Annotated in this window: 25 protein-coding genes; 13 read left to right on the top strand and 12 right to left on the bottom strand. The window is 62.7% G+C overall.

Features of this window, described 5'->3' with window-relative positions:
* The first annotated feature begins 20 nt into the window (after positions 1-20).
* Positions 21-1,043 (top strand): alkane 1-monooxygenase, encoded by a 1,023-nt coding sequence (locus tag C6W91_RS11795; protein WP_274838294.1) that lies wholly within the window; start codon positions 21-23, stop codon positions 1,041-1,043.
* A 43-nt stretch (positions 1,044-1,086) separates the two neighbouring features.
* Complete coding sequence (locus C6W91_RS11790; protein ID WP_370570860.1) at positions 1,087-1,476, top strand: hypothetical protein; 390 nt, start codon at positions 1,087-1,089, stop codon at positions 1,474-1,476.
* Between the two features lie 56 nt (positions 1,477-1,532).
* On the opposite strand, the gene xseA is transcribed toward C6W91_RS11790, so the two are convergent.
* Positions 1,533-3,077 carry an exodeoxyribonuclease VII large subunit gene (gene xseA / locus C6W91_RS11785; protein ID WP_274838296.1) on the bottom strand — a complete coding sequence of 515 codons (1,545 nt, stop codon included), beginning with the start codon at positions 3,075-3,077 and terminating at the stop codon, positions 1,533-1,535.
* A gap of 210 nt (positions 3,078-3,287) precedes the next feature.
* On the opposite strand from xseA, the gene purD reads away from it, so the two are divergent.
* The 4 genes from purD to C6W91_RS11765 all read left to right on the top strand — a co-directional run bounded on the left by purD (position 3,288) and on the right by C6W91_RS11765 (position 6,727).
* Positions 3,288-4,553, top strand: a complete 1,266-nt coding sequence (gene purD / locus C6W91_RS11780) for a phosphoribosylamine--glycine ligase (RefSeq protein ID WP_274838297.1) — start codon at positions 3,288-3,290, stop codon at positions 4,551-4,553.
* A gap of 83 nt (positions 4,554-4,636) precedes the next feature.
* Entirely contained in the window at positions 4,637-5,518 is an 882-nt protein-coding gene (locus tag C6W91_RS11775; RefSeq protein WP_274838298.1) for a bestrophin family protein, read from the top strand.
* Between the two features lie 112 nt (positions 5,519-5,630).
* Positions 5,631-6,248, top strand: coding sequence for a LuxR C-terminal-related transcriptional regulator (locus C6W91_RS11770; RefSeq protein WP_065270854.1), 618 nt, complete (start codon positions 5,631-5,633; stop codon positions 6,246-6,248).
* Positions 6,245-6,727, top strand: a complete 483-nt coding sequence (locus tag C6W91_RS11765; RefSeq protein ID WP_370570859.1) for a GNAT family N-acetyltransferase — start codon at positions 6,245-6,247, stop codon at positions 6,725-6,727. The genes C6W91_RS11770 and C6W91_RS11765 overlap by 4 nt, the downstream gene beginning before the upstream one ends.
* 106 nt (positions 6,728-6,833) lie before the next feature.
* On the opposite strand, the gene C6W91_RS11760 is transcribed toward C6W91_RS11765, so the two are convergent.
* Positions 6,834-7,529 carry a VCBS repeat-containing protein gene (locus C6W91_RS11760; protein WP_274838300.1) on the bottom strand — a complete coding sequence of 232 codons (696 nt, stop codon included), beginning with the start codon at positions 7,527-7,529 and terminating at the stop codon, positions 6,834-6,836.
* 134 nt (positions 7,530-7,663) lie between these two features.
* Positions 7,664-7,987, bottom strand: coding sequence for a 2Fe-2S iron-sulfur cluster-binding protein (locus C6W91_RS11755; RefSeq protein ID WP_274835986.1), 324 nt, complete (start codon positions 7,985-7,987; stop codon positions 7,664-7,666).
* A gap of 152 nt (positions 7,988-8,139) precedes the next feature.
* Between C6W91_RS11755 and C6W91_RS11750 the strand changes: the two genes are divergently transcribed.
* From C6W91_RS11750 to C6W91_RS11740, 3 genes are all read left to right on the top strand, one after another.
* Positions 8,140-8,553: an OB-fold nucleic acid binding domain-containing protein gene (locus tag C6W91_RS11750; protein ID WP_274838301.1), complete on the top strand. Its 414-nt coding sequence runs from the start codon at positions 8,140-8,142 to the stop codon at positions 8,551-8,553.
* 51 nt (positions 8,554-8,604) lie between these two features.
* Complete coding sequence (locus C6W91_RS11745; protein ID WP_274839021.1) at positions 8,605-9,213, top strand: peptidoglycan-binding domain-containing protein; 609 nt, start codon at positions 8,605-8,607, stop codon at positions 9,211-9,213.
* A gap of 108 nt (positions 9,214-9,321) precedes the next feature.
* Positions 9,322-9,990 (top strand): Crp/Fnr family transcriptional regulator, encoded by a 669-nt coding sequence (locus C6W91_RS11740; protein ID WP_065270858.1) that lies wholly within the window; start codon positions 9,322-9,324, stop codon positions 9,988-9,990.
* Positions 9,991-10,302: 312 nt separating this feature from the next.
* On the opposite strand, the gene C6W91_RS11735 is transcribed toward C6W91_RS11740, so the two are convergent.
* The 5 genes from C6W91_RS11735 to rpiA form a co-directional block, all read right to left on the bottom strand.
* Positions 10,303-11,733 carry a Do family serine endopeptidase gene (locus tag C6W91_RS11735; RefSeq protein WP_274838369.1) on the bottom strand — a complete coding sequence of 477 codons (1,431 nt, stop codon included), beginning with the start codon at positions 11,731-11,733 and terminating at the stop codon, positions 10,303-10,305.
* A 544-nt stretch (positions 11,734-12,277) separates the two neighbouring features.
* Positions 12,278-13,159, bottom strand: coding sequence for a protease modulator HflC (gene hflC / locus C6W91_RS11730; protein ID WP_065270860.1), 882 nt, complete (start codon positions 13,157-13,159; stop codon positions 12,278-12,280).
* Positions 13,159-14,310: an FtsH protease activity modulator HflK gene (gene hflK, locus C6W91_RS11725; protein WP_065270861.1), complete on the bottom strand. Its 1,152-nt coding sequence runs from the start codon at positions 14,308-14,310 to the stop codon at positions 13,159-13,161. Before hflK ends, hflC begins: the two co-directional genes overlap by 1 nt.
* Before the next feature lie 79 nt (positions 14,311-14,389).
* Positions 14,390-15,745: a glutathione-disulfide reductase gene (gor, locus tag C6W91_RS11720; protein ID WP_274828290.1), complete on the bottom strand. Its 1,356-nt coding sequence runs from the start codon at positions 15,743-15,745 to the stop codon at positions 14,390-14,392.
* Positions 15,746-15,760: 15 nt separating this feature from the next.
* Positions 15,761-16,549 (bottom strand): ribose-5-phosphate isomerase RpiA, encoded by a 789-nt coding sequence (rpiA, locus tag C6W91_RS11715; protein WP_274828289.1) that lies wholly within the window; start codon positions 16,547-16,549, stop codon positions 15,761-15,763.
* Positions 16,550-16,729: 180 nt separating this feature from the next.
* Here rpiA and C6W91_RS11710 point away from each other — a divergent pair, with 180 nt between their 5' ends.
* From C6W91_RS11710 to C6W91_RS11700, 3 genes are read left to right on the top strand one after another with little or no spacing between them, the layout of a single operon-like run.
* A complete protein-coding gene (locus C6W91_RS11710) occupies positions 16,730-17,437 on the top strand; it encodes a glutathione S-transferase family protein (protein WP_370570857.1) in 708 nt (235 codons plus the stop codon).
* Positions 17,438-18,811, top strand: coding sequence for an L-serine ammonia-lyase (locus C6W91_RS11705; protein WP_369001399.1), 1,374 nt, complete (start codon positions 17,438-17,440; stop codon positions 18,809-18,811).
* 55 nt (positions 18,812-18,866) lie between these two features.
* Positions 18,867-19,802: a DMT family transporter gene (locus tag C6W91_RS11700; protein ID WP_065270866.1), complete on the top strand. Its 936-nt coding sequence runs from the start codon at positions 18,867-18,869 to the stop codon at positions 19,800-19,802.
* Here the strand turns inward: C6W91_RS11700 and C6W91_RS11695 are convergent.
* On the bottom strand, positions 19,768-20,439 hold the full coding sequence (locus C6W91_RS11695; protein WP_370570855.1) for a thiamine diphosphokinase: 672 nt from the start codon (positions 20,437-20,439) through the stop codon (positions 19,768-19,770). The two genes, C6W91_RS11700 and C6W91_RS11695, sit on opposite strands and share 35 nt — an antisense overlap.
* 139 nt (positions 20,440-20,578) lie before the next feature.
* Here C6W91_RS11695 and C6W91_RS11690 point away from each other — a divergent pair, with 139 nt between their 5' ends.
* Positions 20,579-22,744, top strand: coding sequence for a chemotaxis protein CheA (locus C6W91_RS11690; RefSeq protein WP_370570854.1), 2,166 nt, complete (start codon positions 20,579-20,581; stop codon positions 22,742-22,744).
* Between the two features lie 100 nt (positions 22,745-22,844).
* On the opposite strand, the gene C6W91_RS11685 is transcribed toward C6W91_RS11690, so the two are convergent.
* The 3 genes from C6W91_RS11685 to C6W91_RS11675 form a co-directional block, all read right to left on the bottom strand.
* Entirely contained in the window at positions 22,845-23,084 is a 240-nt protein-coding gene (locus C6W91_RS11685; protein WP_065270869.1) for a DUF2842 domain-containing protein, read from the bottom strand.
* Positions 23,084-24,397 carry an adenylosuccinate synthase gene (locus C6W91_RS11680; RefSeq protein WP_065270870.1) on the bottom strand — a complete coding sequence of 438 codons (1,314 nt, stop codon included), beginning with the start codon at positions 24,395-24,397 and terminating at the stop codon, positions 23,084-23,086. Before C6W91_RS11680 ends, C6W91_RS11685 begins: the two co-directional genes overlap by 1 nt.
* A gap of 123 nt (positions 24,398-24,520) precedes the next feature.
* Positions 24,521-24,856, bottom strand: a complete 336-nt coding sequence (locus tag C6W91_RS11675; protein WP_370570853.1) for a nitrile hydratase accessory protein — start codon at positions 24,854-24,856, stop codon at positions 24,521-24,523.
* Between the last annotated feature and the right edge of the window lie 2 nt (positions 24,857-24,858).

Here is a 24,858-nt window from a genome sequence, read left to right as displayed (position 1 = left end):
CCTGCACAAGGACCGCCCCCATGTTCTGGTTCGCCATTGCCAGCCTGACGCCGCCCGTTCTGATCGGGCTTGCCAGTCTCTGGGGCGGGATCTGGAGCTGGGCAGCCCTTGGATCCATGTCCGCACTGGTGCTGGTACTGGACCGGATCGGGCGACGGGCGCAGAACCAGACCGGCGCGCGCGGCGCAGAGGCGCTTCAGGTCGCGTTGGCTCTTGCCCATTTTGCCCTGCTGCTGCCAGTGGCCACGGCCCTGCCCCGGATCGGCTGGGGCGGGGCGATACCGCTGGTTCTGGCGCAGGGGTTGTTCATGGGACAGATCTCACATCCCAACGCGCATGAGCTGATCCACCGCCCAACCCGGGCTTTGCGCCGCCTCGGTGTTCTGGTCTATGCTACCATGCTGATCGGGCACCATGCCTCGGCGCATCTGAAAGTGCATCATGTGCATGTAGCGACCCCACAGGATCCCAACACGGCCCGACGCGGCGAAGGCTTTTACCGGTTCCTGCCGCGGGCCTGGATTGGCTCTTTTCGCGCAGGGCTGGCTGCTGAAAACGCTGCGCGGCAGCGCAAGCAGATCCCCCCGTCGCCCCTCAGCCATCCTTATGTGGCCTATATCGGTATCGCCTTGCTGTGCTGCGCGGCCGCCTATCTGGCGGGCGGGATCATCGCCCTCATTCTTTTCCTGTTTGCCACAGCCCATGCGCAGATGCAGATCTTTCTGGCCGATTACGTGCAGCACTACGGGCTGCTGCGCCAAACCCGTGACACGGGCCGCCCGGTGCCCGTCGGGCCGCAGCATTCCTGGAACGCACCGCATTGGTATTCTTCGGCGATGATGCTGAACGCGCCGCGCCATTCCGACCACCACGTCGTGCCCGCCCGCCGGTTCCCCGAACTGCGGCTCACGCCCGATATGCCGACACTGCCGCATTCCCTGCCCGTGATGGGCGCGATTGCGCTGATCCCCTCCCTCTGGCGGCGCAAGATGGGGCGGGAACTGGCCAAACTGAGCGGCAAGCGGTCCGAAGGCTTGGACTGAGCCCCACCTGTCTGGCACACTTCATTCCATGCGGACCTTGTTGATGATTCCCCTGTGCGCTTTGCTGGCTGTCCCCGGGATGGGCAAAGCCTCTGAGCCGATGGGCGCTGAGGAGTTCGACAGCTACACCCGGGGCAAGACGCTGTTCTATGGCTTTGATGGCATCGCCTACGGGGTAGAACGCTATCTGCCGAACCGCCGTGTCATCTGGTCCTTCCTCGATGGCCGCTGTCAAGAAGGGCACTGGTACCAGCAAGCCGATCAGATCTGTTTCCTCTATGAGGACCGCAATGATCCCCAGTGCTGGCGGTTCTCCCTTACCCCCAACGGTCTCAGCGCGCGGTTCCAGAATGACCCCGAAGCCACCGAGCTTTATGAGGCCGAGGATATCGGCGAAGAGATGATCTGCCTCGGCCCCGACGTCGGGGTCTGACGCGCGCTCACTCCGCGCCGAATAGTGAGGTACGGGTCGGCAGGATCAAATTGCTATCAGAACAGCGATCCCTGCTCCCCATCATCCGGGGTGCTCTTGGGTTTGGCCTTGGGCTTGCTGGCCTTTGGCTTTGCTGCCGACGCCTCACCGCCGCCTGTCTTTGCGGCTGGCGCAGGTGCACCGCCCAGATCAAGCCGTCCGTCTTTGAACTCGATTTCCAATGGCCCCGCTTTTTCGGCCGCGGCGCGGGTGGTGATGACGGTCTGACCGGACCGCACCACCGCATAGCCACGCTCCAGCGTTGCCTTGTAGCTGAGGATCTCAAGCTGCCGCCCCGCCGCCGAAAGCTGTTGCCGCTGCCGGTCAAGCCGTTGCCGCTGCACAGTGTCCAGCCGCTGTCCCAACTGGGTGATCCGATCCTGACGCCGCTGGATTTCCTGCTGGATGGGTCGCAAAGACAGCCGCGATGACAGGTTGCGCAAACGGTCCGTCCGCCCCGCCACAAGCTGCCGCAGGGTCGAGGGGCGCAGGCTTGCAGCCGTCTCGCTCAGCTGCACACGGCGGCGCTGCACCACCGAGGTCAGCGCACGCGGCAAGCCATCGCTGGCCTGATCCAGCCGCTGCCGGGGCGTTTCCAGCAAGGTTTCCGGGCGGGGCAAGGCGCGCGACAGGTCATTCAGGCGTTGGCGACGCAGCTGCACCGCCTGCCCCGCGGCACGCGCCAGCCGGGCACCCTGATTCTCGCTCCAGCCCAGAAGATCCAGCCGTACTGGCACCGCCAGCTCGGCCGCCGCCGTCGGCGTCGGCGCCCTACGGTCCGATACAAAATCAATCAGCGTGGTGTCGGTTTCGTGCCCCACGGCAGAGATCAGCGGAATATCCGAGGCCGCCACTGCCCGGGCCACGATTTCCTCGTTGAAGCCCCAGAGATCCTCGATCGAACCACCACCGCGCGCCACGATGATCAGATCGGGGCGCGGCAGAGCGCCGCCCGGTGTCATGCGGTTGAAACCTTCGATGGCGCGGGTCACCTCCGGGGCGCAATTACTGCCCTGAACGGCAACTGGCCAGACCAGAACCTTGCGCGGGAACCGGTCTCGCAGCCGGTGCAGGATATCGCGGATCACCGCCCCCGAAGGCGAGGTCACGACCCCGATGATTCCCGGCAGATAAGGCAGTGGTTTCTTGCGCTCAGGCGCGAACAAACCCTCGGCCTCAAGCTGTTTCTTGCGTTTTTCCAGCAGCGCCATCAGCGCGCCCTGCCCGGCGACCGCGACCTCTTCGACGTTCATGTTGTACTTGGACTGCGCCCCGAAGGCCGTGAGGCGGCCGGTGACGATCACCTCCAGTCCCTCTTCGGGCACCACCGACAGACCCGCGACCTGACCTTTCCAGGTGGTACAGGCCAGCACGTTCCGGTCGTCCTTGATGTCGTAGTACAGATGCCCCGAACGCGCCTTGAACACCCGCCCTACCTCGCCGCGTACACGGATCCGGCCAAAGGTGCTTTCCAGGGTGCGTTTCACCTCACCCGAGATTTCGGAAACGGTGAATTCCGGCGCGTTCTGACCGGGGGTGGGATCGTCGAGCAGGTCGGACATCGGCGGATCTTTCGGACTGTTATCTGGGCAGTTGAGATGGCGGCAGGCCTGCGACCATACGCAGTTCTTGTTTTACAGGCCCGCGCAGCATAGAACCCGCGACAAGCATGGCAAGCCCCCGGCGCAGGTGTCATTTCCTGCTCCAGACAGGCCGCTGCCGCATGGCGATATACGCTCCGGTTCCGGGGCGGACAGACCGGAGAAGACGCGATGAATATCCTTATCCTTGGCAGCGGCGGGCGCGAACATGCTCTGGCCTGGGCGGTGATGCAGAACCCCAAATGCGACAAGCTGATCGTGGCGCCCGGCAATGCGGGCATTGCCCAGATCGCCGATTGTGCCAGCCTTGATATCGAGCAAGGCGGCGCGGTGGTGACCTTTGCCGAGGAAAACGCCATCGATTTCGTCATCGTCGGCCCCGAGGCGCCGCTGGCCGCTGGTGTTGCCGACCGGCTGCGCGAAGCGGGCATTCTGGTCTTTGGCCCCTCGCAGGCGGCGGCGGAACTGGAAGCCTCCAAAAGCTTTACCAAGGAGATCTGCGACGCGGCCAAGGCGCCGACCGCAGCCTATGGCCATTTCACCGATGCCGAGGCCGCCAAGGCCTATGTGAAGCAACAAGGCGCCCCCATCGTGGTCAAGGCCGACGGTCTGGCCGCTGGCAAGGGCGTCATCGTTGCGATGGACGAACAGACCGCGCTGGATGCCATCGAGGACATGTTCGGTGGCAGTTTCGGCGGCGCCGGCGCCGAGGTGGTGATCGAGGAGTTCATGGAGGGCGAGGAAGCCTCGCTGTTTGTACTGGTGGATGGCGAGGACGTGCTGTCCATCGGCACCGCGCAGGATCACAAACGCGTCGGCGAAGGCGATACCGGTCTCAACACCGGCGGTATGGGCGCCTATTCCCCGGCCCCCGTGCTATCGGCCGAGATCGAAGCCCGCGCCATGGAAGAGATCGTCATACCCACCATGGCCGAAATGGCCCGGCGCGGCGCGCCTTATCAGGGGGTTCTTTATGCAGGTCTGATGATCAAGGACGGCCAACCGCGTCTGGTGGAATACAACGTGCGCTTTGGCGATCCGGAATGTCAGGTTCTGATGATGCGGCTTGGCGCCCAGGCGCTGGACCTGATGCACGCCGCCGCCGAAGGCCGCCTGAGCGACGCGCAGGTGAACTGGGGCGATGACCACGCCATCACCGTTGTCATGGCGGCAAATGGCTATCCCGGCTCATACGAAAAAGGCACCGAGATCGGCGGTCTGGATGCCCTGCCCGAGGACAGCAGCAACATGGTCTTTCATGCTGGCACCAAGGCAGACGGCGGCAAGGTTCTGGCCAATGGCGGCCGGGTGCTGAACGTCACCGCCCGCGGCGACAGCCTGGCTGAAGCCCGCGACCGGGCCTATGCGATGGTCGACCAGATCGACTGGAAAGACGGGTTCTTCCGCCGTGACATCGGCTGGCGCGCCCTGTCGTAGCAGGTACAGTTTCCGGGGGCTGCCGACCTGGTCCGGGGCAGCCCTCAGTTGACCACTCCCACTTTTGTTGAAGGACCCTGCCGATGATCCTGCGCGAAAAGCCTGGCATTGTGGCGTTGTTGTTTGCGGTGCGTGGCTCTGTCCTGCCCCGCATACTGCCGCGCATTCTTGCGGTCTCCGCACTGGCCGCTGTGGTGGTCTGGCTGGACGGAAATATTCTTCCACTACCCCACACCAACGCCGCGCCCTTTGCGGTCTTCGGCGTGGCCCTGTCGCTGTTTCTCGGTTTTCGCAACAACGCCGCCTATGAACGCTGGTGGGAGGGGCGCTGCCTCTGGGGGCAGCTGCTTGCCGATCTGAGGGCGCTTGGCCGCGATGCGGAGCTGTTCCTGCCGCAGCGCGAAGATCGGCAGCAACTGTTGCGACTGGCGCTGGGGTTCATCCACCTGCACCGGATCAATCTGCGCAAATCATCGGATTTCACCCAGGCAAACGCATGGGCCGGTGAGGATTTCTCGCAAGCGCCGCATCCGCCCTGCGCCGTGATGAACCGGATGACGACATTGGCCGCAACATCCGCGCCTGACGGGTTTGCCCGCAAGGCGCTGTCAGAGCGCCTGTCCTCGATCACCCTGGCCCAGGCCGGATGCGAACGGATCGCCGCGACGCCGTTGCCCTATGTCTACTCGCTGCTAGTGTTCCGGACCACCTATCTCTACTGCCTGCTGATCCCCTTTGCGCTGCTGGAAAGCACCGGCTGGATGACCCCCGTCTTTGTCGCCATCGTGGCCTATGTGTTCTTCGGCCTTGCCGAGGTGACCGAGGAATTGTCGCATCCGTTCGGCGAAACCGTGAACGGCCTGCCGCTGGATGCGGTGTGCCGGACGGCCGAAATTTCTCTTTGCGACCATCTGGAGCAAACCCCACCCGCGCCGATGACACCGCAGAACTATATCCTGACCTGAAAGCGCGCCCATTGCCCGGCCCGCCCTGCGGCTTTTGCGCTGTCTATAAGTGTTTTCAGCGGCTTTGCGGTAGGTTACTAACTTGGGTCAAGCCTGGGAGGCACAATGCACAATGGACAAACACCCGGATCCCGCCACGCTGGACAGGCTCTATGCCGACCGCGATCTGGCACAACTTGCCTTTGAATATTCCCCTGTCGGCATCGTGGTGACGGAAAACCGCGTGCTGCGGGAATGCAATCAACGGTTCTGCGACATGTTTGGTTATGCCCGCGAAGAGCTGCTGGACCAGCTTTTTTCCTTTCTCTATCCGTCGGACGAAGAGTTCCAGAACCTGCGCAACCGCGGTGACAAGAGCCTTGGACAGGGCAATCCCTACTGGGACGAGCGGGTGATGAAACGCAAGACCGGGGATCTGTTCTGGGTGCGGGTGCGGGGCCATACCTTTACCCCGGATGAGCCGCTGGGCCGCGCGGTTTGGAGCTTTGCCGACCTGTCGGGCGTGCGCCCCTATCAACCCCTCACCCGGCGCGAACGCGAAGTCTATTCCCTGCTGCGTGAAGGCAAGACCAGCAAGGAGATCGCCCGGATCCTGACGCTCAGCTATCGCACGGTCGAGGTGCACCGGGCGCGGCTTCTGAAAAAGGTTGGAGCCAACAATACCGCCAGCCTGTTCTCCTCGCTCGGGGATATCGGCGGCGATCACGTGGTGGGCGGCAACAGCCCGTGACTGGCGTTTCCTCACGGCTGACACCGGAGCGCCTAGCCGCATCGGATCCACGTCTGTCGGCGGTTCTCGACCTGATCCGGCGCAGCTTTGCCTTCATGGAGGGGCGCATCGATCCGCCCTCCTCGATGCGGCGTCTGACGGTAGAGGCGCTGCAGGAACAATGCCGACGCGGCGAGATCTGGATCCTTGGCACGCCGCCCTTGGCCTGCGTGTTCCTGACCCCGAAACCGGACTGTCTGTATCTTGGAAAACTGGCGGTGGAGGAAAGCAGCCGCAGCGCCGGTCTGGCGCGCATTCTAGTGGATCACGCCGCCCAGCGGGCAAGGGAACTGGGCCTGCCCGCCGTGGAGCTACAAACCCGCGTGGAGTTGGTGGAAAACCATCAGGCCTTTTCGCGGCTGGGATTTGTGCAGGTCGGCGCCACAGCGCATCCCGGCTATGACCGGCCAACCTCGCTGACATTTCGTCGCCCTGTCTGAGAGGTCTGCTTTGAGGATGCATCGTCGCCCTCCCTCCCGCTGAGGCGCATTCACGGAATGCTTTTAGCCCTTGCGCCCGGCGCCGCAGCTCGGCGGGCATGCCGCCTTATTCGCAGGTCAGGGCATCCTCAACCGACTGCGTCCCGGAAAAGGGGCCAATGTCGCGGGTCTTGATCCCCGCGACGGTCAGGCGGGAGGCCATGATGCGGGACCAGCTGGCATCGGCGGTCACAATCTCGGGGCCGTTTTCACAGCTGCGAATGCCGGAGGTGATGAAATCCTGCCCGATCCGGTGATTGGTCAGCCCCGGCAGGCTTGCAACCTCGGTCAGCGTCCTGCCGTCATAGCGCCAGATGCGCAGTGTCTTGGCCAGATGCGGTCGGTCGATATAGGCAAGCTCCACATGGCCATCGCCATCCAGATCTGCAGCGCCGATAGGGGCCAGCCAGCGGTTGCTTTGCCCGATGTGTGGCGTCTCCGCGATCTTCCCACCAGCGCCATAAAGCGCCAGCGCCGCCCCCCGCGCCATATCCGTTTCCACGACCATGACGGCATCGGCACGGCCATCCAGGGACAGATCCACCAGACGGGGCTGCAGATCTTCGAACACGTGATCCTTGGGTAGTTCGATCTCGACACGCATCGTGGTGCCATTCGGCCCTGCAAATGTCAGGAAGAGGCCGGACCACTCCACCGCGTCCCCCAGAACGCCATGGGCATAGCGTGTGGTCGGGCCGGTATACTCGGCGGACAGGATCTTGCTTCCGCTCGGGTACCAATGACCGATGTCATTTTTTCCCATTTGCGCAGTGGCCGAACCGCTGCCAAAAACTCCCCCGCACAGGAGCCACATGCATAACACCTGCCCCGCGCGGCGGATGGTGCGGGGCCAGGATCGTGACGGCAGACGCCGCGCTCCTGCCCCCGGCAAAGTCATCAGATCTGCTTTTCGGGCATCTTTACAACGAGACCGTCCAGAGCATCCGTCACCTTCAGCTGACAGGTCAGACGGGAGCGCGCGGGATCGGGCTCAAAGGCGAAATCCAGCATGTCCTCTTCCATGTCATCCTTGGCGGGCAGCTTCTCGACCCAGGCAGGATCGACATAGACGTGGCAGGTGGAGCAGGCACAGGCGCCGCCGCAGTCGGCTTCGATCCCCGGAATATTGTTATCCCGCGCGCCTTCCATCACGGTCAGCCCGTTGGCCACTTCCACAACATGCTCGGTGCCGTTGTGCTCGACATAGGTAATCTTTGCCATGGTCGTTTCTTCCCCTTCTCGGTCCTTCCCGCCTGTTTATCCAAGGCCCCGCCGCTGCACCAGTGCAATCTGCCCTGACCCGGGCCAGGGGTGGACTTTGACGGCATATGTTCTATTTTTGTTCTTAACTTTCAAACCACCAAAGCGTCACGATGACACCCACCCCACCACAGAAAAGCCGCACCGCCCCCGGATGGCCTCGCCCGCCTGCCTGCCTCAGGGCTGCCGAGCTGGAGCGGGTGCCGCAACAGGCCCGCGTCACGGTGGCCGGGCTGGTGATCCTGCGCCAGCGCCCCGGCACCGCCAAAGGGGTGATCTTCATCACGCTGGAGGATGAAACCGGGGTGGTGAATGTCATCGTCTGGCGCAAGGTATACGAGGCCTACCGCCGCGCCGTCATTTCCGGGCGGCTTCTGCGGATCACCGGCCGCCTGCAACGCGGCGACGGTGTCACCCATGTGATTGCCGAAGGGATCGAGGATATCTCGGGCATGCTGGACATCCTGCTGAGCCGTCAGGGACGCAGCGAGGATCCGGCCTTTGCGCCAGTGCAGAAAATGGACTAACCTGCGGCAAAACCCGCCGGTCTGCCTGCAGACCCTCAGAGGTCCGAGCATATGATCAGCGCCCCCTTGCCGAGGCTCCAGATACGACAGCTGAAACGCCCGTCGATGCCGCCCCAGACAAGACATCTGGCAGGGTTGCTGCGGCAGCCCCTGTTCCGGTCCTTGGTCATCCTTCTGACATTCGCAGCGCTCAGCGCCTGTACACCGGCCAGTGCTCCCGGCACCGGCGCCGATGCGCGCTCCCGACCTGCTGCCCCGCCCGGCGCGGCGCCGGGCAGTTGCTGGGACCGCCACGTCAGCCCCGCCATCATCGAAACGGTAACTGTCCAGGTTTTGGCCGAGCCGGAACAGCGCGACGCCGATGGCCGGATTGTTCAGCCCGCTGTCTTCCGCACCGAAACCCGGCAGGACATCGTGCGCCCGCGCACCGAAAGCTGGCTGCAGATCACCTGCCCCGTCGACATGACGCCGGACTTCATCGCCTCGCTACAGCGCGCCTTGGCCGTGCGGGGGCACTACAAGGGCAGCGTTACCGGCAAGCTGGACCGGCCCACGCGGCAGGCGATCCTGCGCTATCAGCAGCGACACGGCCTTGAGAGCCACATCCTGTCGCTGGACAGCGCCCGCCGTCTAGGCCTGATCGCGATCCCGAAATCGTAAGCGCAACAGCAGTTCCCCGCCCGCCCCGCCTCTGATAGTGTCTGGCGCAAAAGACCGTACCGGCGCCGGACAACGGCATCCCGGGCAAACCTCTGCGGAGATGACACGATGCGACATGACCGCCTGCCGGACACAGGGTTCCTTTCCGGGGCCTCGGCGCCGCTGCGGCAGATGCTGGAAAGCCAGGCCAGTGACATCCGGCTGTCCCAAGGCGAAGTTCTGTTCGAACAAGGCGATACCGGCGATGCGCTTTATGCCATCATCGAAGGCGCCCTGGAGTTCTCGATCCTGTCCATCGCCGGGCGCAAGCTGACGCTCGATCTGATGCGCCCCGGAGCGGTGTTCGGAGAGATTGCCCTATTTGATCCGGGCGCTCGCACCGCGACAGTCACCGCCAGCGAGCCCAGCCGTATCCGGCGACTGCGCAACCGGGATGTGCTGGCTCAGATCCAGCAACATCCCGAACTGGCCGGGGACCTGTTGCGACTGGCGGGGCAGCGCATGCGCTGGATGAATGCACAGCTGAACGAACAGGTGTTTCTGCCGATGCCGGTCCGGCTGGCCCGCAAATTGCTGTACCTTACCCCGGACAGCGGCGACGGGCGACTGGGACTGTCGCAAAGTGAGCTTGCCGAATTCGTCGGCGCCACCCGCGAGGCGGTGTCGAAAACACTGTCGAACTGGAAACGCAGCGGCATCATCGAAATCAACCGCGGCGCCCTGCAGATCCTCGATCGCACGGCCCTCGGCCTGCTGGCGGAACCGGAACTGATCTGAGCCAAACGACCCAAAAACACATTTTCTGACATTGGTGTGAACTGGGTCACAGAGCCGGGACCGCTGATCTGCGAAGGTCATTTCAAGGGCAGGCATTTACCGTTCCATCCCAATGCCAGCCTGTACCTACAAGAGCCATGTGCCCGCCAGCACATGGCTCTTTTCTATTCGCGCCCAGAGCCCAGAGCCCAGAGCCCAGAGCCCAGAGCCCAGCGTGGCGCCACCCGCCTCCGGCCCCAAATAGAAAAGGCCGGGACAATGCCCGGCCTTTTGCACGAAGTCCTGCGCCGCGCCCGGCGACAGGTCCGTGGATTATTCCGCCAGATTGAGCGCCACGAAACGCGGCTCACCGTTGCGGCGGACCAGCAGCAGGAGCGACTTGCGGCCCGCTTCCTTGGCCTCGTCGATACGGGCCTCCAGATCGCTGATGCCAGAGAGTTTCTGCTGCCCGGCTTCGGTGATCACATCACCTGCGCGCAGCCCCTTCTCCCAGGCTTCCGAGGTTTCGTCGACCGACAGGATCACCAGACCATTGGTGCCTTCGGGGACATTCAGCTCACCACGTAGCTGGTCGTTCAGAACGCCAACCGACAGACCCAGAAGCTGCTTCTCGGTCTGCTCCTGCGGAGTATCGTCACCACCGGCAGGCCCAGCCTTGCGCTCGGCATCTTCACGGCGGCCCAGAGTAACCTTGAGCGTCTCTGTCTTGCCTTCGCGGTAGACGATCACGCGCACGGTCTTGCCGACTTCTGTGTTACCTACGGTGCGCACCAGGCTGCGGGTGTCTTCGACATCGTTGCCGTCAAAGCTGAGGATGACATCCCCCGCCAGCATGCCGGCCTCTTGTGCCGGACCTTCGGGCACGTCTGTGACCAGAGCGCCCTTGGCGTTGTCCATGCCCATCGCCTCGGCCACGTCACTGGTCACGTCCTGAATCCGCACGCCCAGCCAGCCACGGCGGGTCTCACCGAATTCCTTCAGCTGTTTGACCACCTTGCTGACCACGTTCGACGCCATCGAGAAGCCGATCCCGATGGAACCACCATTGGGCGACAGGATCGCGGTGTTCACGCCGACAACCGAACCATCCATGTTGAACAGCGGCCCGCCCGAGTTGCCCCGGTTGATGGCTGCGTCCGTCTGAATGTAGTCGTCATAAGAACCCGAAAGCTCCCGGTTACGAGCGGAGACGATACCGGCCGACAGGGAGAACCCCTGCCCCAGCGGGTTGCCCATGGCAATCACCCAGTCGCCGACACGGGCGGTGTCGCTGTCGCCAAAGGTCACGAATTTCAGCGGCATCGGCGCATCGACCTTCAGCAGGGCGATATCGGTGTTGGGGTCGGTCCCGACCACCTTGGCCGGGAGCGGCTGCGCAGGCTGGCCGTCGCCCGGGAAGAATTCGATCTCGATCTCGTCGGCGGATTCGATCACGTGGTTGTTGGTGACGATATAGCCGTCTTCGGAAATCACGAAGCCGGAACCCAGCGCCGATGAGCGGCGCGGACGGTCATTGCCGCCATTGTTTCCGTTGCGGTCCTGAAACTCGCGGAAAAAATCTTCGAAGGGAGAGCCTTCGGGGACGATCCCCTGTGGACCAGACCGGCCTTCGATCACGGTCGTGGTGGTGATGTTGACTACAGCAGGGCTGACTTTTTCCGCCAGCGGTGCCAGGCTTTCGGGGCGGGCCTGGGCCATCAGGACCTGGGCCAGTACCATGATGCTGCTGATCAGGGCGAGCATCAGAAGCCGCCATGGCGCCCCTGTCCTGTCCTGCGCATCCGAATAAGAAATTGCCTGTGCTTGCACGGCACTACTCCTTGTCATCGCCATTCCGGTTTCTCCTCCTGACCTCTGCCTGCGGTTCCACGCGTGATCGGCAGAAGTACAGGATGGGATTAATGTAGGGACTCTCTCCCTCGCTGCAATGAATGTTGCACGTCTTCGAGGCAAAGTGAAAGCGGTAGAGAACCGGAGCACGCCATTTTCCCCCATTTAATCCGTCACTTAAAGGGCACCAAGAATCCACCAGGATGCCCGGCGTGGCGATCATCACAAGGTTTTGAACAAAATTGCAGGTTTGGTGCAGCTCAGGGTGTTCCCTGCACCCCCTGCCTTTTCCCGCCTTTTTCCCGCCAGACCAAGACTGGGGAGACACCGGCAGCGGACGACAGCCCGACTGCCCCTCCAACGCGACGCAAGCCACGCAGAGCAAATGAAAAGGGGCCGACGAAATGTCGGCCCCCTTTATTTTAGAAACTCTTCGAAACCCTGTGAAACCAGCGCGTTATCGCGTCGAAACTCCACCGGTCGAGGATTTCAGGTAGTTGAAGAACTCGCTGTCCGGCGACAGAACCATCGAGGAATTGCCGTCCTGCATCGACCGCGCATAGGCGGTGAGGCTACGGTAGAACTCGAAGAACTCCGGATCGCGGCCATAGGCTTCGGCGAAGATCGCGTTGCGCTCCGCATCCGCTTCACCGCGAATGACTTCGGCTTCGCGTTCAGCTTCGGACACCAATTCGACCTCGGTCCGGTCCGCTTGCGCACGCACTCGCTGGGCGGCTTCCTCACCGCGGGCGATCTCGTCGGCGGCCTCTCGCTCACGCTCGGCGCGCATCCGCGCAAAGGTAGCATCGAGGTTCGCCTGCGGCAGGTCGGTACGCTTCAGACGCACGTCGATCACCTCAATCCCGAAACCGCTGGCCTCGCTGATCGCACCGTTGCGGATGCGCAGCATCAGGGCAGCCCGGTCCGAAGACAGGATGTCGTTCGAGCTGACGGAGCCCAGCACCTCACGCGTCTGAGCGCGCATGATCTTGTCCAGACGGTTTTCTGCGCCCGGAATGCCGGAGGCACCCACCGCTTCACGGAATTGACGCAGATCGGTGATCCGGTAGCGGGCAAAGGCATCGACCACCAGACGGCGGTCATCCTCGGGGGTGACTTCCAGCGGGCCAACCTCAAGGCTGAGGATCCGGTCATCATAGGTGACAACTTCGTCGATCAGCGGCACCTTGAAGGCCAGACCGGGCTGTTCCTGTACCGCGACCACACGGCCAAAGCGCAGCACCAGTGCCTTTTCGCGTTCGTCCACGATGAAGACAGCGGACAGGGCCGCGACAACGGCGATCACCAGAATGGGGAGGATAAACGTAGTCTTTTTCATCACTTGCCCTCCGTCCGGCGCAACTCGTTAAGCGGCAGATAAGGCACCACGCCCTGGCCGCCTTCGCCGACGGACGAGTCGATGATGACTTTGTCCACGTTGCCCAGCACCTCTTCCATGGTCTCCAGATACAGACGCTTGCGGGTCACCTCAGGCGCCTTTTCATATTCGGCAAGAACCGCCGAGAAGCGGCTGGCTTCACCGCTGGCCTGGTTGACCACCTGAGCACGATAGGCTTCGGCCTCTTCCAGCGTCTGTGCGGATTGACCCCGTGCGGAGGCCAGTTTCCGGTTGGCATATGCATCCGCTTGTTTTTCCAGACGGTCACGTTCCTGACCGGCGGACTGCACTTCGCGGAAGGCATCCTTCACAGGCTCTGGCGGATCGGCACCATCAAAGTTGACCCGGACGATATTCACGCCGCTGTCGTAGCTGTCCAGCGTCGACTGGATCAGCTCCTCAAGCCGCGAGGTAATCACACCCCGGTCCCGGTTGAGGATCGGTGCCAGTTCGGACTGGGCAATGATTTCCCGCATAGCGGATTCGGCGACAGCCTGAATCGTGGCCCGCGGATCGCGCAGGTTGAACAGGTACTTGTCCGGCTCGTTGATGTTCCAGACGACCTGGAAATCGACGTCGATGATATTCTCATCGCCCGTCAGCATCAGCCCGGCATCAACCCCGCGCGAACCTGCGCCGATGTTCTCGGTCTGCTCGACCAGAACCGGGATCACCTCGTAGGTGACCAGCGGCCAGGGGGCAAAGTTCAGACCGGGCTGGCCGGTATCCCAGTATTCACCAAGGAACAGTTCGACAGAGCGTTCTTCGGTCTTGACCGAATAGAAGCTGGCCATGCCCCACAGAACCGCAGCGGCAATCGCGCCAATGGCTACGGTGCCTTTGGTGAACAGCGGCGCACCGCCGCCGGAACCACCGCGACCACCACCGCCGGAGCCATCACCACCCCGGCCGCCCATCAGGACCCGGAATTGCTCCTGGCCCTTCTTGAGCAGCTCGTCGATTTCGGGAATCTGAGGATCCTCGGGGCGACGGCCACCGCCGCCGCCACCGCCGTTGTTATCGCCCCGGTTGCCTCCACCGCCACCGGAAGAGCCTCCGCCCCCCCAGGGACCACCGCTATTTCCCGCCATGTGTCTCCTATCCCTTTGCTGCCGCATGGTTGCGGCACATGTTTTCCTGCGACCTAACCTGTGGTCCGAAACCGATAATTCAAGCGGTCCGGACCGGAGTCTTCATCGTCACAAGCTCTTCGGACATGGTCGGGTGTACCGCCACGGTCCGGTCAAAGTCTTCTTTTGTCGCGCCCATCTTGACCGCAATGCCTGCCAGCTGGATCATCTCGCCTGCGCCGGGTGCGACGATATGGCATCCCAGCACCTTGCGAGTGGCCTGGCTGACGACCAGTTTCATCAGCACCCGCTGGGCGCGCCCGGCAAAGGCCTGCTGCATCGGCTTGAACGATGTCGCATAGACCTCGATCGGCTCCTGCTTGGCTGCGTCTTCCTCGCTCAGACCCACGGTGCCCATTTCAGGCTGGGTAAAGATTGCCGTCGGGATCAGCTCGTGATCCGGGCTGGTCGGGTTACCGTTGAACACGGTTTCGACAAAGGCCATGCCTTCGCGGATCGCCACCGGCGTCAGGTTGACCCGGTCGGTCACATCGCCGATCGCATAGACAGACGGCACCCCGGTTTGGCTGTACTCATCGACCAGAATCTCGCCCTTGCGGCCGCGTTCGATGCCAAGACCTTCGAGCCCCAGATCATCGGCATTGGGCGCACGACCGGTGGCATACATCACCTGATCGAACAGCGCCTCGTCGCCATTGGTGGCCTTGACGCGGATCTTGTCGCCCTCGCGGGCCATCTCGATCACATTGGTGCCCAGATGCAGGTTGATCCCAGCCTGGCACATTTCATCGGAGACCAGACCGCGCGCCTCATCGTCGAAGCCGCGCAGGATCTGCGCACCGCGGTAGTATTGCGTGGTTTTCACGCCCAGCCCGTTCATGATGCCGGCAAATTCGCAGGCGATATAGCCGCCGCCGACAATCAGGATGCTCTCGGGCAGCTTGTCGAGATGGAAGATATCGTTTGAGGTGATCGCCAGATCGCTGCCCGGGAATTCCGGCACGATGGGGCGGCCACCGGTGGCGATCAGGATGTGCTTGGCGCTTTTGCGGGTCCCGTCGGACAGCTCCACCGTATGGGCGTCGACCAGTTTTGCGCGCGCATCAAAGCTTTCGACACCGCTGTTTTTCAGAAGATTGCGGTAGATCCCTTCGAGCCGGTCCAGCTCCGCTTCCAGCTTGCCCTTGAAGGCATCCCAGTTGAAGGCGCCGGGCTGAATGTCCCAGCCATAGGCCTGTGCATCCTCGACCATACCAGAGTATTCGCTGGCAAAAACCATTAGTTTCTTGGGCACACAGCCACGGATCACGCAGGTCCCGCCATAGCGGTCTTCCTCGGCCAGGGCGACCTTGGCACCACCGCCAGCCGCCACACGTGCCGCGCGTACGCCGCCGGAGCCACCGCCAATGACAAAGAGATCATAATCAAAACTCATGGAATTTCAGCCTTTTCAGTCCGCCAGATCCGTGAACAGGTTGTCGGTCTCGACAAAGTCGAGCCTGTCCTTCTCCACGGTTCCTTCATTGATATCGCGTGTTTCAACCTCACCATCGCCATAGCCGATGATGACGGTGTCACAAATATCGATAAAGAGCCCGTTTTCAACCACACCAGGAATCTGGTTCAGCACCATGGCAAGCTGTCGGCAATTGCCGATCCGCTTCAGATGCAGGTCCAGAATATAGTTGCCTTCATCCGTCACAAACGGCGCATCACCATTCATCCGCAGCGTCGCTGTACGCCCCAGAACATCCATAGAAACAAGGGTTTCCTCGATCAACGCCTGAGTGGTCTGCCAGCCGAAGGGAATCACCTCTGCCGGAAGCGGGAAAGCCCCCAGTGTTTCCACCTCTTTTCCGGCATCGGCGATAACAACCATTTGATCGGATGCGGTCGCGACGATCTTCTCCTGCAACAGCGCACCGCCGCCGCCCTTGATCAGGTTGAGGTCGGCGTCAAATTCATCAGCGCCGTCGATGGTCAGGTCGAGCCACTTGGCCTCATCCAGCGAAATCACCCGGATGCCCATTTCACGTGCCAGCTCCGCCGTGCGGGTCGAGGTCGGCACCGCCGTGAAATTCAGCCCCTGTTCGCGAACCATCTCACCAAGGCAGCGCACCAGCCAGGCGGCGGTGGATCCGGTTCCCAGCCCCACGCGCATGCCATCTTCAACCAGATCGGCAGCCCGTTTCGCGGCAACGAATTTTGCCTTGTCGATGGGTGACAGTTCTCCGGCCATAGTAACGGCTCCGTGATAAGGGTTTGATGGCCTTATAAAGAATGTCCCCCGGAAGGGCGAGAAACAATTCCACGGCTTTTGCCATGTATCCTTGGCGGCTGCGGAGCCTTTGGCGTGTTTCCTATTGGAAACGCCGGAAACGGACGTTACCCCTGTGACGAGTATTTCTAAGGTTGCCCCATGACGCCCAGCTACCGCCTTCACTATGCCCCCGACAACGCCTCGCTGGTGATCCGCCTGGCGCTGGAAGAGATGCAGCAACCCTATGAGACGGTTTTGATCGACCGCCGGGGCGGCGCGCTGGACAGCCCGGCCTATCGCAGCCTCAACCCGCAGGGGCTGATCCCGGTACTGGAAACGCCTGCTGGCACCCTATTTGAGACCGGCGCGATCCTGTTGTGGCTGGCCGACCGCCACGCTGCGTTGCTGCCGATGGCGGATAGTCCGGACCGGGGATGGACGCTGAAGTGGTTGTTCTTTCTGTCCAACACCCTGCATGCTGACCTGCGCATGTTATTCTACCCGCAGAAATACATCGGCGATGATCTGGCGCAGCAGGATACGTTGCACCGTCATCTGACCGCCCGCCTCACCACGCATCTGACCACGCTGGAGCGCGCAACCAGCGACGGCGGCATCTGGTTGGCGGCAGAGGATCCGTCGATACTGGACCTCTATCTCGCCTGCCTGATGCGCTGGATGGCGCTGTACCCTATGAGCCGGGATCGCAGCTGGTTCGATCTGGCCGATTATCCGCGCCTCTCTGCCATGCTGCACCGCCTTGAGCAGCGTCCTGCCACGGCTGCCGCCCAGACCGCCGAAGGTCTGGGTCCTGCGCCCTTCACCGCCCCTGTTTACGCAAATCCCCCAGAAGGATCGGCTACCTGAATGTTCCTCTCCGTTTTTGATATGTTCAAAGTGGGCATCGGCCCCTCGTCCTCGCACACCATGGGCCCGATGGTGGCAGCGGCGCGGTTCCTTGACCAGATGCGCGCCTCGCCCTTTGATTTTCACGGGCTGCGCGCCTCGCTGCATGGATCGCTGGCTTTTACCGGTGTCGGCCACGCCAGTGACCGCGCCACCACCCTGGGCCTCGCCGGGTTCCGCCCCGACACCTACGACGACGAAAAGGCCGAAACCGCGCTGGCCCAGATCCGCGAGACCGGTCAGGTCAGCCCCGAGGGGCTGGGCACGCTGGCCTACGATCCGAAGACCGACCTGATCTTCGACTACGATCACACGCTTGAAGGCCACGCCAACGGAATGATCCTGATGGGCACCGATGCGCAGGGCGACGTGATCCTGCAGCAGGTGTTCTACTCTGTCGGCGGTGGCTTTGTCCTGACCGAGGAAGAACTGGCGGCAGGCAAGGCGACGGACGAAGGCGCGCCGGTGCCCTACCCGTTCAAATCAGCCGCAGAGATGCTGGAAATGGCCAAGCAGAGCGGCAAAAGCATCGCCGCAATGAAACGCGCAAACGAGGTCTCCCGCTGCAGTGAGATCAGCCTGAAAGAGGGCACCGCGCGGCTGTGGCAGGTGATGAACGATTGCATCAATCGCGGACTGGAGCGCGACGGCATCCTACCCGGTGGTCTCAGCATCCGCCGCCGCGCCAAGGGGATCCACGAGGCGCTGATGGCCGAGCGCGGCATGAACCTGACTGCGCCGCATACGATCAACGACTGGATCAGCGTCTACGCGATTGCCGTCAACGAAGAGAACGCCGCCGGCGGACAGGTGGTGACCGCCCCCACCAATGGCGCAGCCGGGGTGCTGCCGGCCGTCATGCGCTATTACCTCGATCACGTCCCTGGCGCATCCGAGCGCAATATCGAGGATTTCCTGCTGACCGCAGCCGCAATCGGCGGGCTGGTGAAATTCAACGCCTCCATCTCGGGCGCCGAAGCGGGCTGCCAAGCCGAAGTGGGCTCCGCTGCCGCGATGGCGGCTGCCGGTCTTTGCGCCGTGATGGGCGGCAACCCCGAACAGGTCGAAAACGCCGCCGAGATCGCGCTGGAACACCACCTGGGCATGACCTGCGATCCCGTCAAAGGTCTGGTGCAGGTGCCTTGTATCGAACGCAACGGTCTGGGCGCGATCAAGGCGGTCTCTGCTGCATCGCTGGCCCTGCGCGGTGACGGGCATCACTTTGTGCCGCTTGATGCGGTGATCGAAACCATGCGGCAGACCGGCGCCGACATGAATGAAAAATACAAGGAAACATCGCTTGGGGGGCTGGCCGTAAACGTGCCAAATTGCTGATCAGGCGGGATTACCTGTCTTGCCCTTCCCGGGACGCCCGCCTAGCGTGCGTTTCATGACCCAAGATCGTCCCCTTCTCGGCATCCTTCTGATGCTTGGCTTTTGCATCCTCGCGCCGCTGGGCGATGCGGTGGCCAAACTGCTTGGCCAGCATATCCCACTGGGAGAGCTGATTTTTGTCCGTTTTGCCGCACAGGTGATTCTGCTGATGCCGCTGGTCTGGGGGGGCGCCCGCATGTGGCGCATGCGCGGGCGTGTGCTGCGGCTGACCTTTTTGCGTACCCTGCTGCATATCGGCGGGATCGGCGCGATGTTTACCGCCCTCAAATACCTGCCGCTGGCGGATGCGGTGGCGATTGCCTTTGTCATGCCCTTTATCATGTTGCTGATCGGCAAGTTCATCCTGCTCGAAGAGGTCGGCCTGCGCCGCATCCTGGCCTGCGTTGTCGGCTTTGCCGGCACCCTCTTGGTGATCCAGCCCAGCTTTGCCGAAGTTGGCCTGCACGCCCTCTGGCCGCTGGCGGTGGCGGTGATCTTTGCCCTGTTCATGATGGTCACCCGGCAGATCGCCAAGGAGACAGATCCGATCAGCCTACAGGCCGTATCCGGCACGATGGCCTGTGTTATGCTGGCGCCGCTGCTGCTGATCGGCGATCCGCTGGGGATCGAGGGTTTGCAGATCGTGGTTCCGGATCTGTGGACCAGCTTTCTGATGCTTGGCATCGGGGTTCTGGGCACCGGCGCGCATCTGCTGATGACCTGGAGCCTGCGCTATGCCCCGGCCGCGACCCTTGCGCCGATGCAATATCTGGAAATCCCGGTGGCCACCCTGTTCGGCTGGCTGATCTTCATCGAACTGCCGGATGGCCTGGCCGCCCTTGGGATCACCATCACCGTTGCGGCGGGTCTTTACGTAATCCTGCGCGAACAGGCCGTGGCACGGCAAGCGGCGCAATCTAGCAAGGCCCCGGTGACGCAATCACCTGCATAAGCGGCTCCAGGTATCGGCGCGGCACGATGCCCAGCAACCCCGGCCCGTCCGCTTCGATCCAGACCGGCCCCACGGCGCGGTTGGAGGTCCCGATGCGGCTGGTCGGGCACATCTGAAGCCCCTCGATCGGCCAGACCAGCCCACCGGAGCGTCCGGTTACCGGCTGCATCGGGAACAGCGACACCACATCGCCCGCCGCCATCGGCAGGGCAATACGCCGGGTGACGTGAAATACCAGTTCAGTCGCACCGATCAGAATGCAGGGGCTGCGCCCGGGCTGGATCAGCGTGTGAAAGGCCGCCAACTGGTGATCGACGCGCGCCCCAAGAAACCCCGCCCCCAGCACCACCGGCGCCCGGATCGACCGCAGCGCCTTGTCAAAATCGGTGGTGTCCTGCTCAGGAAGATGGAACAGGTTTTCCGCAGGCAACCGGTTTTGTACCGCCTCAGGCAGCGAATCGAAGTCCCCGATCACCGCCTCAGGTACGTGTCCCTGCTCCAGCGCAGCCCCCGCGCCGCCGTCCGCAGCCACGAGCACCGGCGCATGGCGCAACGCCTCATTCAGGTCTTCCAGACCCAGATGACCGCCACCAACCAGGGTTACTGGCGTCATCTCATCAACAATCAGCTTATTCATGCCGGGATTTCTCGCAGATCTGGAAACAGGCCACAATCTAAACACAAAATGATACGATCAATTGCACGGATTCGCGCAGAATTTGACGACCTGATCCATACTGTAAACGTCAACGACTTTGGTGAGGACGCGCAGCCCTATGGTACAAAATAACAAAGTTTTGACCGTTTCTTACGGGACATTCTCCTGCACGCTGGAAGGGTTCGAGGACTCCTTTGGCACCATGAAGGCGATTGCAGAGTATTTTCGTGACCTGGCCTCTGATGACCGATATTTCGGTGCCGAACCGCCACAGCCCGACGCAGACATGCTCGCCCGTATTGCGCAGCGGGAGATCGCACGTCAGGTCGAGGCCCGCACCAGCACCGAAGGCATCCATCTGCGCGCCGCCACAGCGCCACAGCCCGCGCCCGCTGCAGAGGCTGCGGTTTCAGACGCACCGACTGAAGAAGCGCAGGTTGGAGATACACAGAAAACAGATGTTGAAGACACTGTCGCTCCGACCAGCGAACAGTCAGAGCCGACGGAAAACAGCGCAGCCGAGCCGAGCATCGAAGAATCCCCGGCGCCCGAAGCTTCTGCCGACGAGGCCGCAGAAGAACCCGCGGACGCAACGGATACAGATGAGGCGGACGGCGATGCCGCCCCCCTAACCGAGGAAGGGCAGGCACAGCCCCCGGCTCCTGACGCGGACAAGATCGCCGCCATCTCGGCCGCTGCCGCAGCCCATGACAGTGAAGCCGAGGCTGCAGAAGACGAAGATTCGAAACCCGCGAAAGCAGCTGAAGACGAAAGCGCCGAAGCGGAAATCGCAGAGCCGAAAGCGCCGAAGCGTGACGCCGCTGCCGCCGAAAGCATCGCCGCCAAACTGCGCCGGATCCGTGCCGTGGTGTCCCAGACCCCACAAGAGGATTTCTCCGAAGACGAACACGCCGAAAGCATCCTGTCAGAGGCCGCAAGCGACATCTCCGAAGCCCTGGCCGAGGACGCGGCCGCAGAGGAAGCCAAAGTCGACGAAGACACTTCGGAGGATGACGAGATCTCTCGCGTTCTGGCCCAGCTGGACAAAAGCAACGCCGAAGCCGAGGACAGCGTAGCGGATCAGCCCGTTGTAGAGGCAGCGGTTGAAGCTGAACCTGCGCCCGAGACAGCCCCGGAACAGGAAACCGCGCAGCCAGAGGCACAGGCTGAACCGGAACAGGCTGAACCAGCCGCCGAACTTGACCAGGCCGAGCCGGAAGCGGCTGAGGAGGCGCGCCGTCCGATGCGCGCCCGTGTTATCAAAGTCAAACGGGCCGATCTTGAACAGGTTGTCGCCACAGGTGCCCTGACAAACCTTTCCGACAGCGCCGAGGACGAGCCCGCCACTGCCTCCGCAACCCCTGGCGTCGACAGCAGTCTGTCGGACGAGGATGAAGCCGATCTGATGCGCGAGCTGGCAGAAGTCGAGGCCGAACTCCTCGCCGCCTCGCAAGAGACCGAAGAAGACCTGCAGGAAGAGCAGAAAGCGGAAACCGCGACGGCAGAAAAAAGCACCGAAGAGGCCGAAGCGCCAGCTGCCGCCGAGGATGCTGCCAAGAAACGCCCGGCAGCCCCTTCCGCAGATTTCCCCGACAGCGATGTATCGCGGCTGATGGATGCAGCAGATGCCAAACTCGACGCGCCGGAAACCGCCTCTTCGCGCGAAACCTACGGCCATCTGCGCGCCGCAGTGGCAGCAGCCGAGGCAGATCGCTCTGCCGGTGGCAGCGCAGGTAGCGAAAACAGTGAAGACGCCTACCGCCAGGACCTGGCCAGCGTGGTCAAACCGCGTCGGCCGGTGCCGACCGGTGGCCGCAGCGCGCGCGAACGGAGCAATGCGTCCCGTCCCGCGCCTTTGAAACTGGTGGCGGAGCAGCGCATCGATCCCTCCCCCGCAGCCGAGGACAACGCCAGCGGCACGCCGCAAGCCACGCGCCCCGTGCGCCCGCGTCGGATTTCGGTGCTGAAGGATGAAGGCTCTGCCTCGGATGCCACTGCCGCAGATTTCGCGGCCTATGCCGCAGAGCGCGGCGCGGTCGAGCTGCAGGATCTGCTGGAGGCTGCAGCCGCTTATATGAGCTTTGTCGAAGGCCGCGATCACTTCTCCCGCCCGCAGCTGATGAACAAGGTGCGCGATGCAGGCGCTGCCGAATTCAATCGCGAAGACGGGCTGCGTTCCTTTGGGCAGTTGCTGCGGGAAGGCAAGATCGAGCGCTCCGAAAACGGCCGCTTTGCCGCAACCGATGAAACCGGCTTCCGCCCGGCCAAACGGGCCGTTGGCTAATCTGCCGCGGTAGGCGTTTCCACCCGAACCATCCAAACGAAAAGGCGGGCCGAACAGCCCGCCTTTTTTTACATTTGGATATGCCCTTACCGGACAGGATTTATTCTTCCGGCGGCTGATCCGGGTCGGCCTGGCCGATACCCCGGAACACGAACTTGAACGGCAGCGCCCAGGCGATGCCCAGCACCGCGTAGACCAGCAGTTCAACCACCACCGGCGGTCGGTTCAGCAGGTTGAGGATGGTCACCGCGATGACGATATAAAGCGGCATGCCAATCAGCAGCAGCACCAGCGCCCAGCGACGGCGGGCCTTGTAGCTGAGACGGGGTTTATCCGCCATCAGTCAGCAAACGGGTCCGTCACCAGAATGGTGTCGTCCCGCTCCGGGCTGGTGGAGAGAAGCGCAACCGGGCATTCGATCAGCTCTTCCACGCGTTTAACGTACTTGATGGCATTGGCTGGCAGGTCATTCCAGCTGCGCGCGCCTTCGGTGGATTCGGACCAGCCGGGCATTTCCTCGTAGATCGGCGTGCAGCGGGCCTGCTGGTCTGCCGCGGTCGGCAGGTAATCCAGACGTTCTCCATCCAGATCGTATCCGGTGCAGATCTTCAGCGTCTCGAACCCATCCAGAACGTCCAGCTTGGTCAGCGAAATGCCGTTGATGCCCGAGGTGGCGCAGGTCTGGCGCACCAGACAGGCATCGAACCAGCCACAGCGGCGTTGACGGCCGGTAGTGGTGCCGAATTCATGCCCGCGGGTGCCAAGGCGTTCACCATCCGCATCGGGTTTGCCATCGGCGCCCAGCAGTTCGGTCGGGAACGGGCCTTCCCCCACGCGGGTGGTATAGGCTTTGACGATGCCCAGAACATAGTCGATGGACCCAGGCCCGATTCCGACACCCGTGGCCGCCTGACCTGCAATCACATTGGAGGAGGTCACGAAAGGATAAGTGCCGAAATCGATATCCAGCAGCGCGCCTTGGGCTCCTTCGAAGAGGATCCGCTTTCCGGCCTTGCGCTTTTCGTTGAGAACCTTCCAGACCGGCGCCGCATAGGGCAGGATCTTGGGAGCGATCTCTTTCAGCTGCGCGATCAACGCATCGCGGTCGATCGGGTCGACGCCAAGCCCCTTACGCAGCGGATCGTGATGCTGCAGCGCGCGGTCCACACGGGCCTCCAGCGTGGCTTCGTCTGCCAGGTCGGCAACGCGGATGGCACGGCGGCCAACCTTGTCTTCGTATGCCGGGCCAATGCCACGACCGGTGGTACCGATCTTGGTGCCCTTGCTGGCGGCTTCTTCGCGGGCGCGATCCAACTCACCATGCAGCGGCAGGATCAGCGGCGTGTTTTCGGCGATCATCAGCGTCTCGGGCGTGATATCGACGCCCTGTTCCCGTACGGTTTCGATCTCCTTGATCAAATGCCAGGGATCAAGAACCACACCATTACCAATCACCGACAGCTTGCCACCGCGCACAACGCCAGAGGGCAGCGCGTGCAGCTTATAGACCTTGCTGTCGATAACCAGCGTATGGCCGGCGTTATGGCCGCCCTGAAAGCGCGCGATCACATCGGCGCGCTCGCTCAGCCAGTCCACGATCTTGCCTTTTCCCTCGTCGCCCCACTGGGCGCCGACTACGACGACATTGGCCATATCCGGTCCTTTATAGCTGTCTGGTTCAAACCCGGGCCGGTATAGCGGTGCCGCAGGCCCAGTAAAACCGCAAATTCGCCGCAGGCGCCCCCCTGCAGCGTGTTTCTTGCCGGTTAGACCGGCTCAGGCGTCGCGCAGGACCACCGGATGCCCATGCGGGGTTTCCAGATAGGCCTTTTCCCAGCCTTCGCGGGTGCTTTCCACCTCGCTTGCCGGGGCTGCCCCGTCCTCGGCCAGAATCGCCTCGAGGGTTTCCAGCCAAGCTGCGAAGTAATCATCGCCGCCATTAAGGTCGCGCGACACCCCGTGCCGGGCCAGTGTCGCCGAGAAGCGCGAAACCCATTCGGGCCAGGTAAAGCGGCCGTTTTCATTGAGATGCACTGTCAGCGCAAAGGCCTGCGCGTGCCAGGGCTGTTCAAAGGCCGGTTCGGGGACATCGCCAGGACGACATGTGTTCATGT

The organism is Phaeobacter sp. SYSU ZJ3003 (genome assembly GCF_041300735.1).
Lineage (GTDB): Bacteria > Pseudomonadota > Alphaproteobacteria > Rhodobacterales > Rhodobacteraceae > Phycobacter > Phycobacter gallaeciensis_A.
This window is presented reverse-complemented; position numbering and strand designations above follow the sequence as displayed.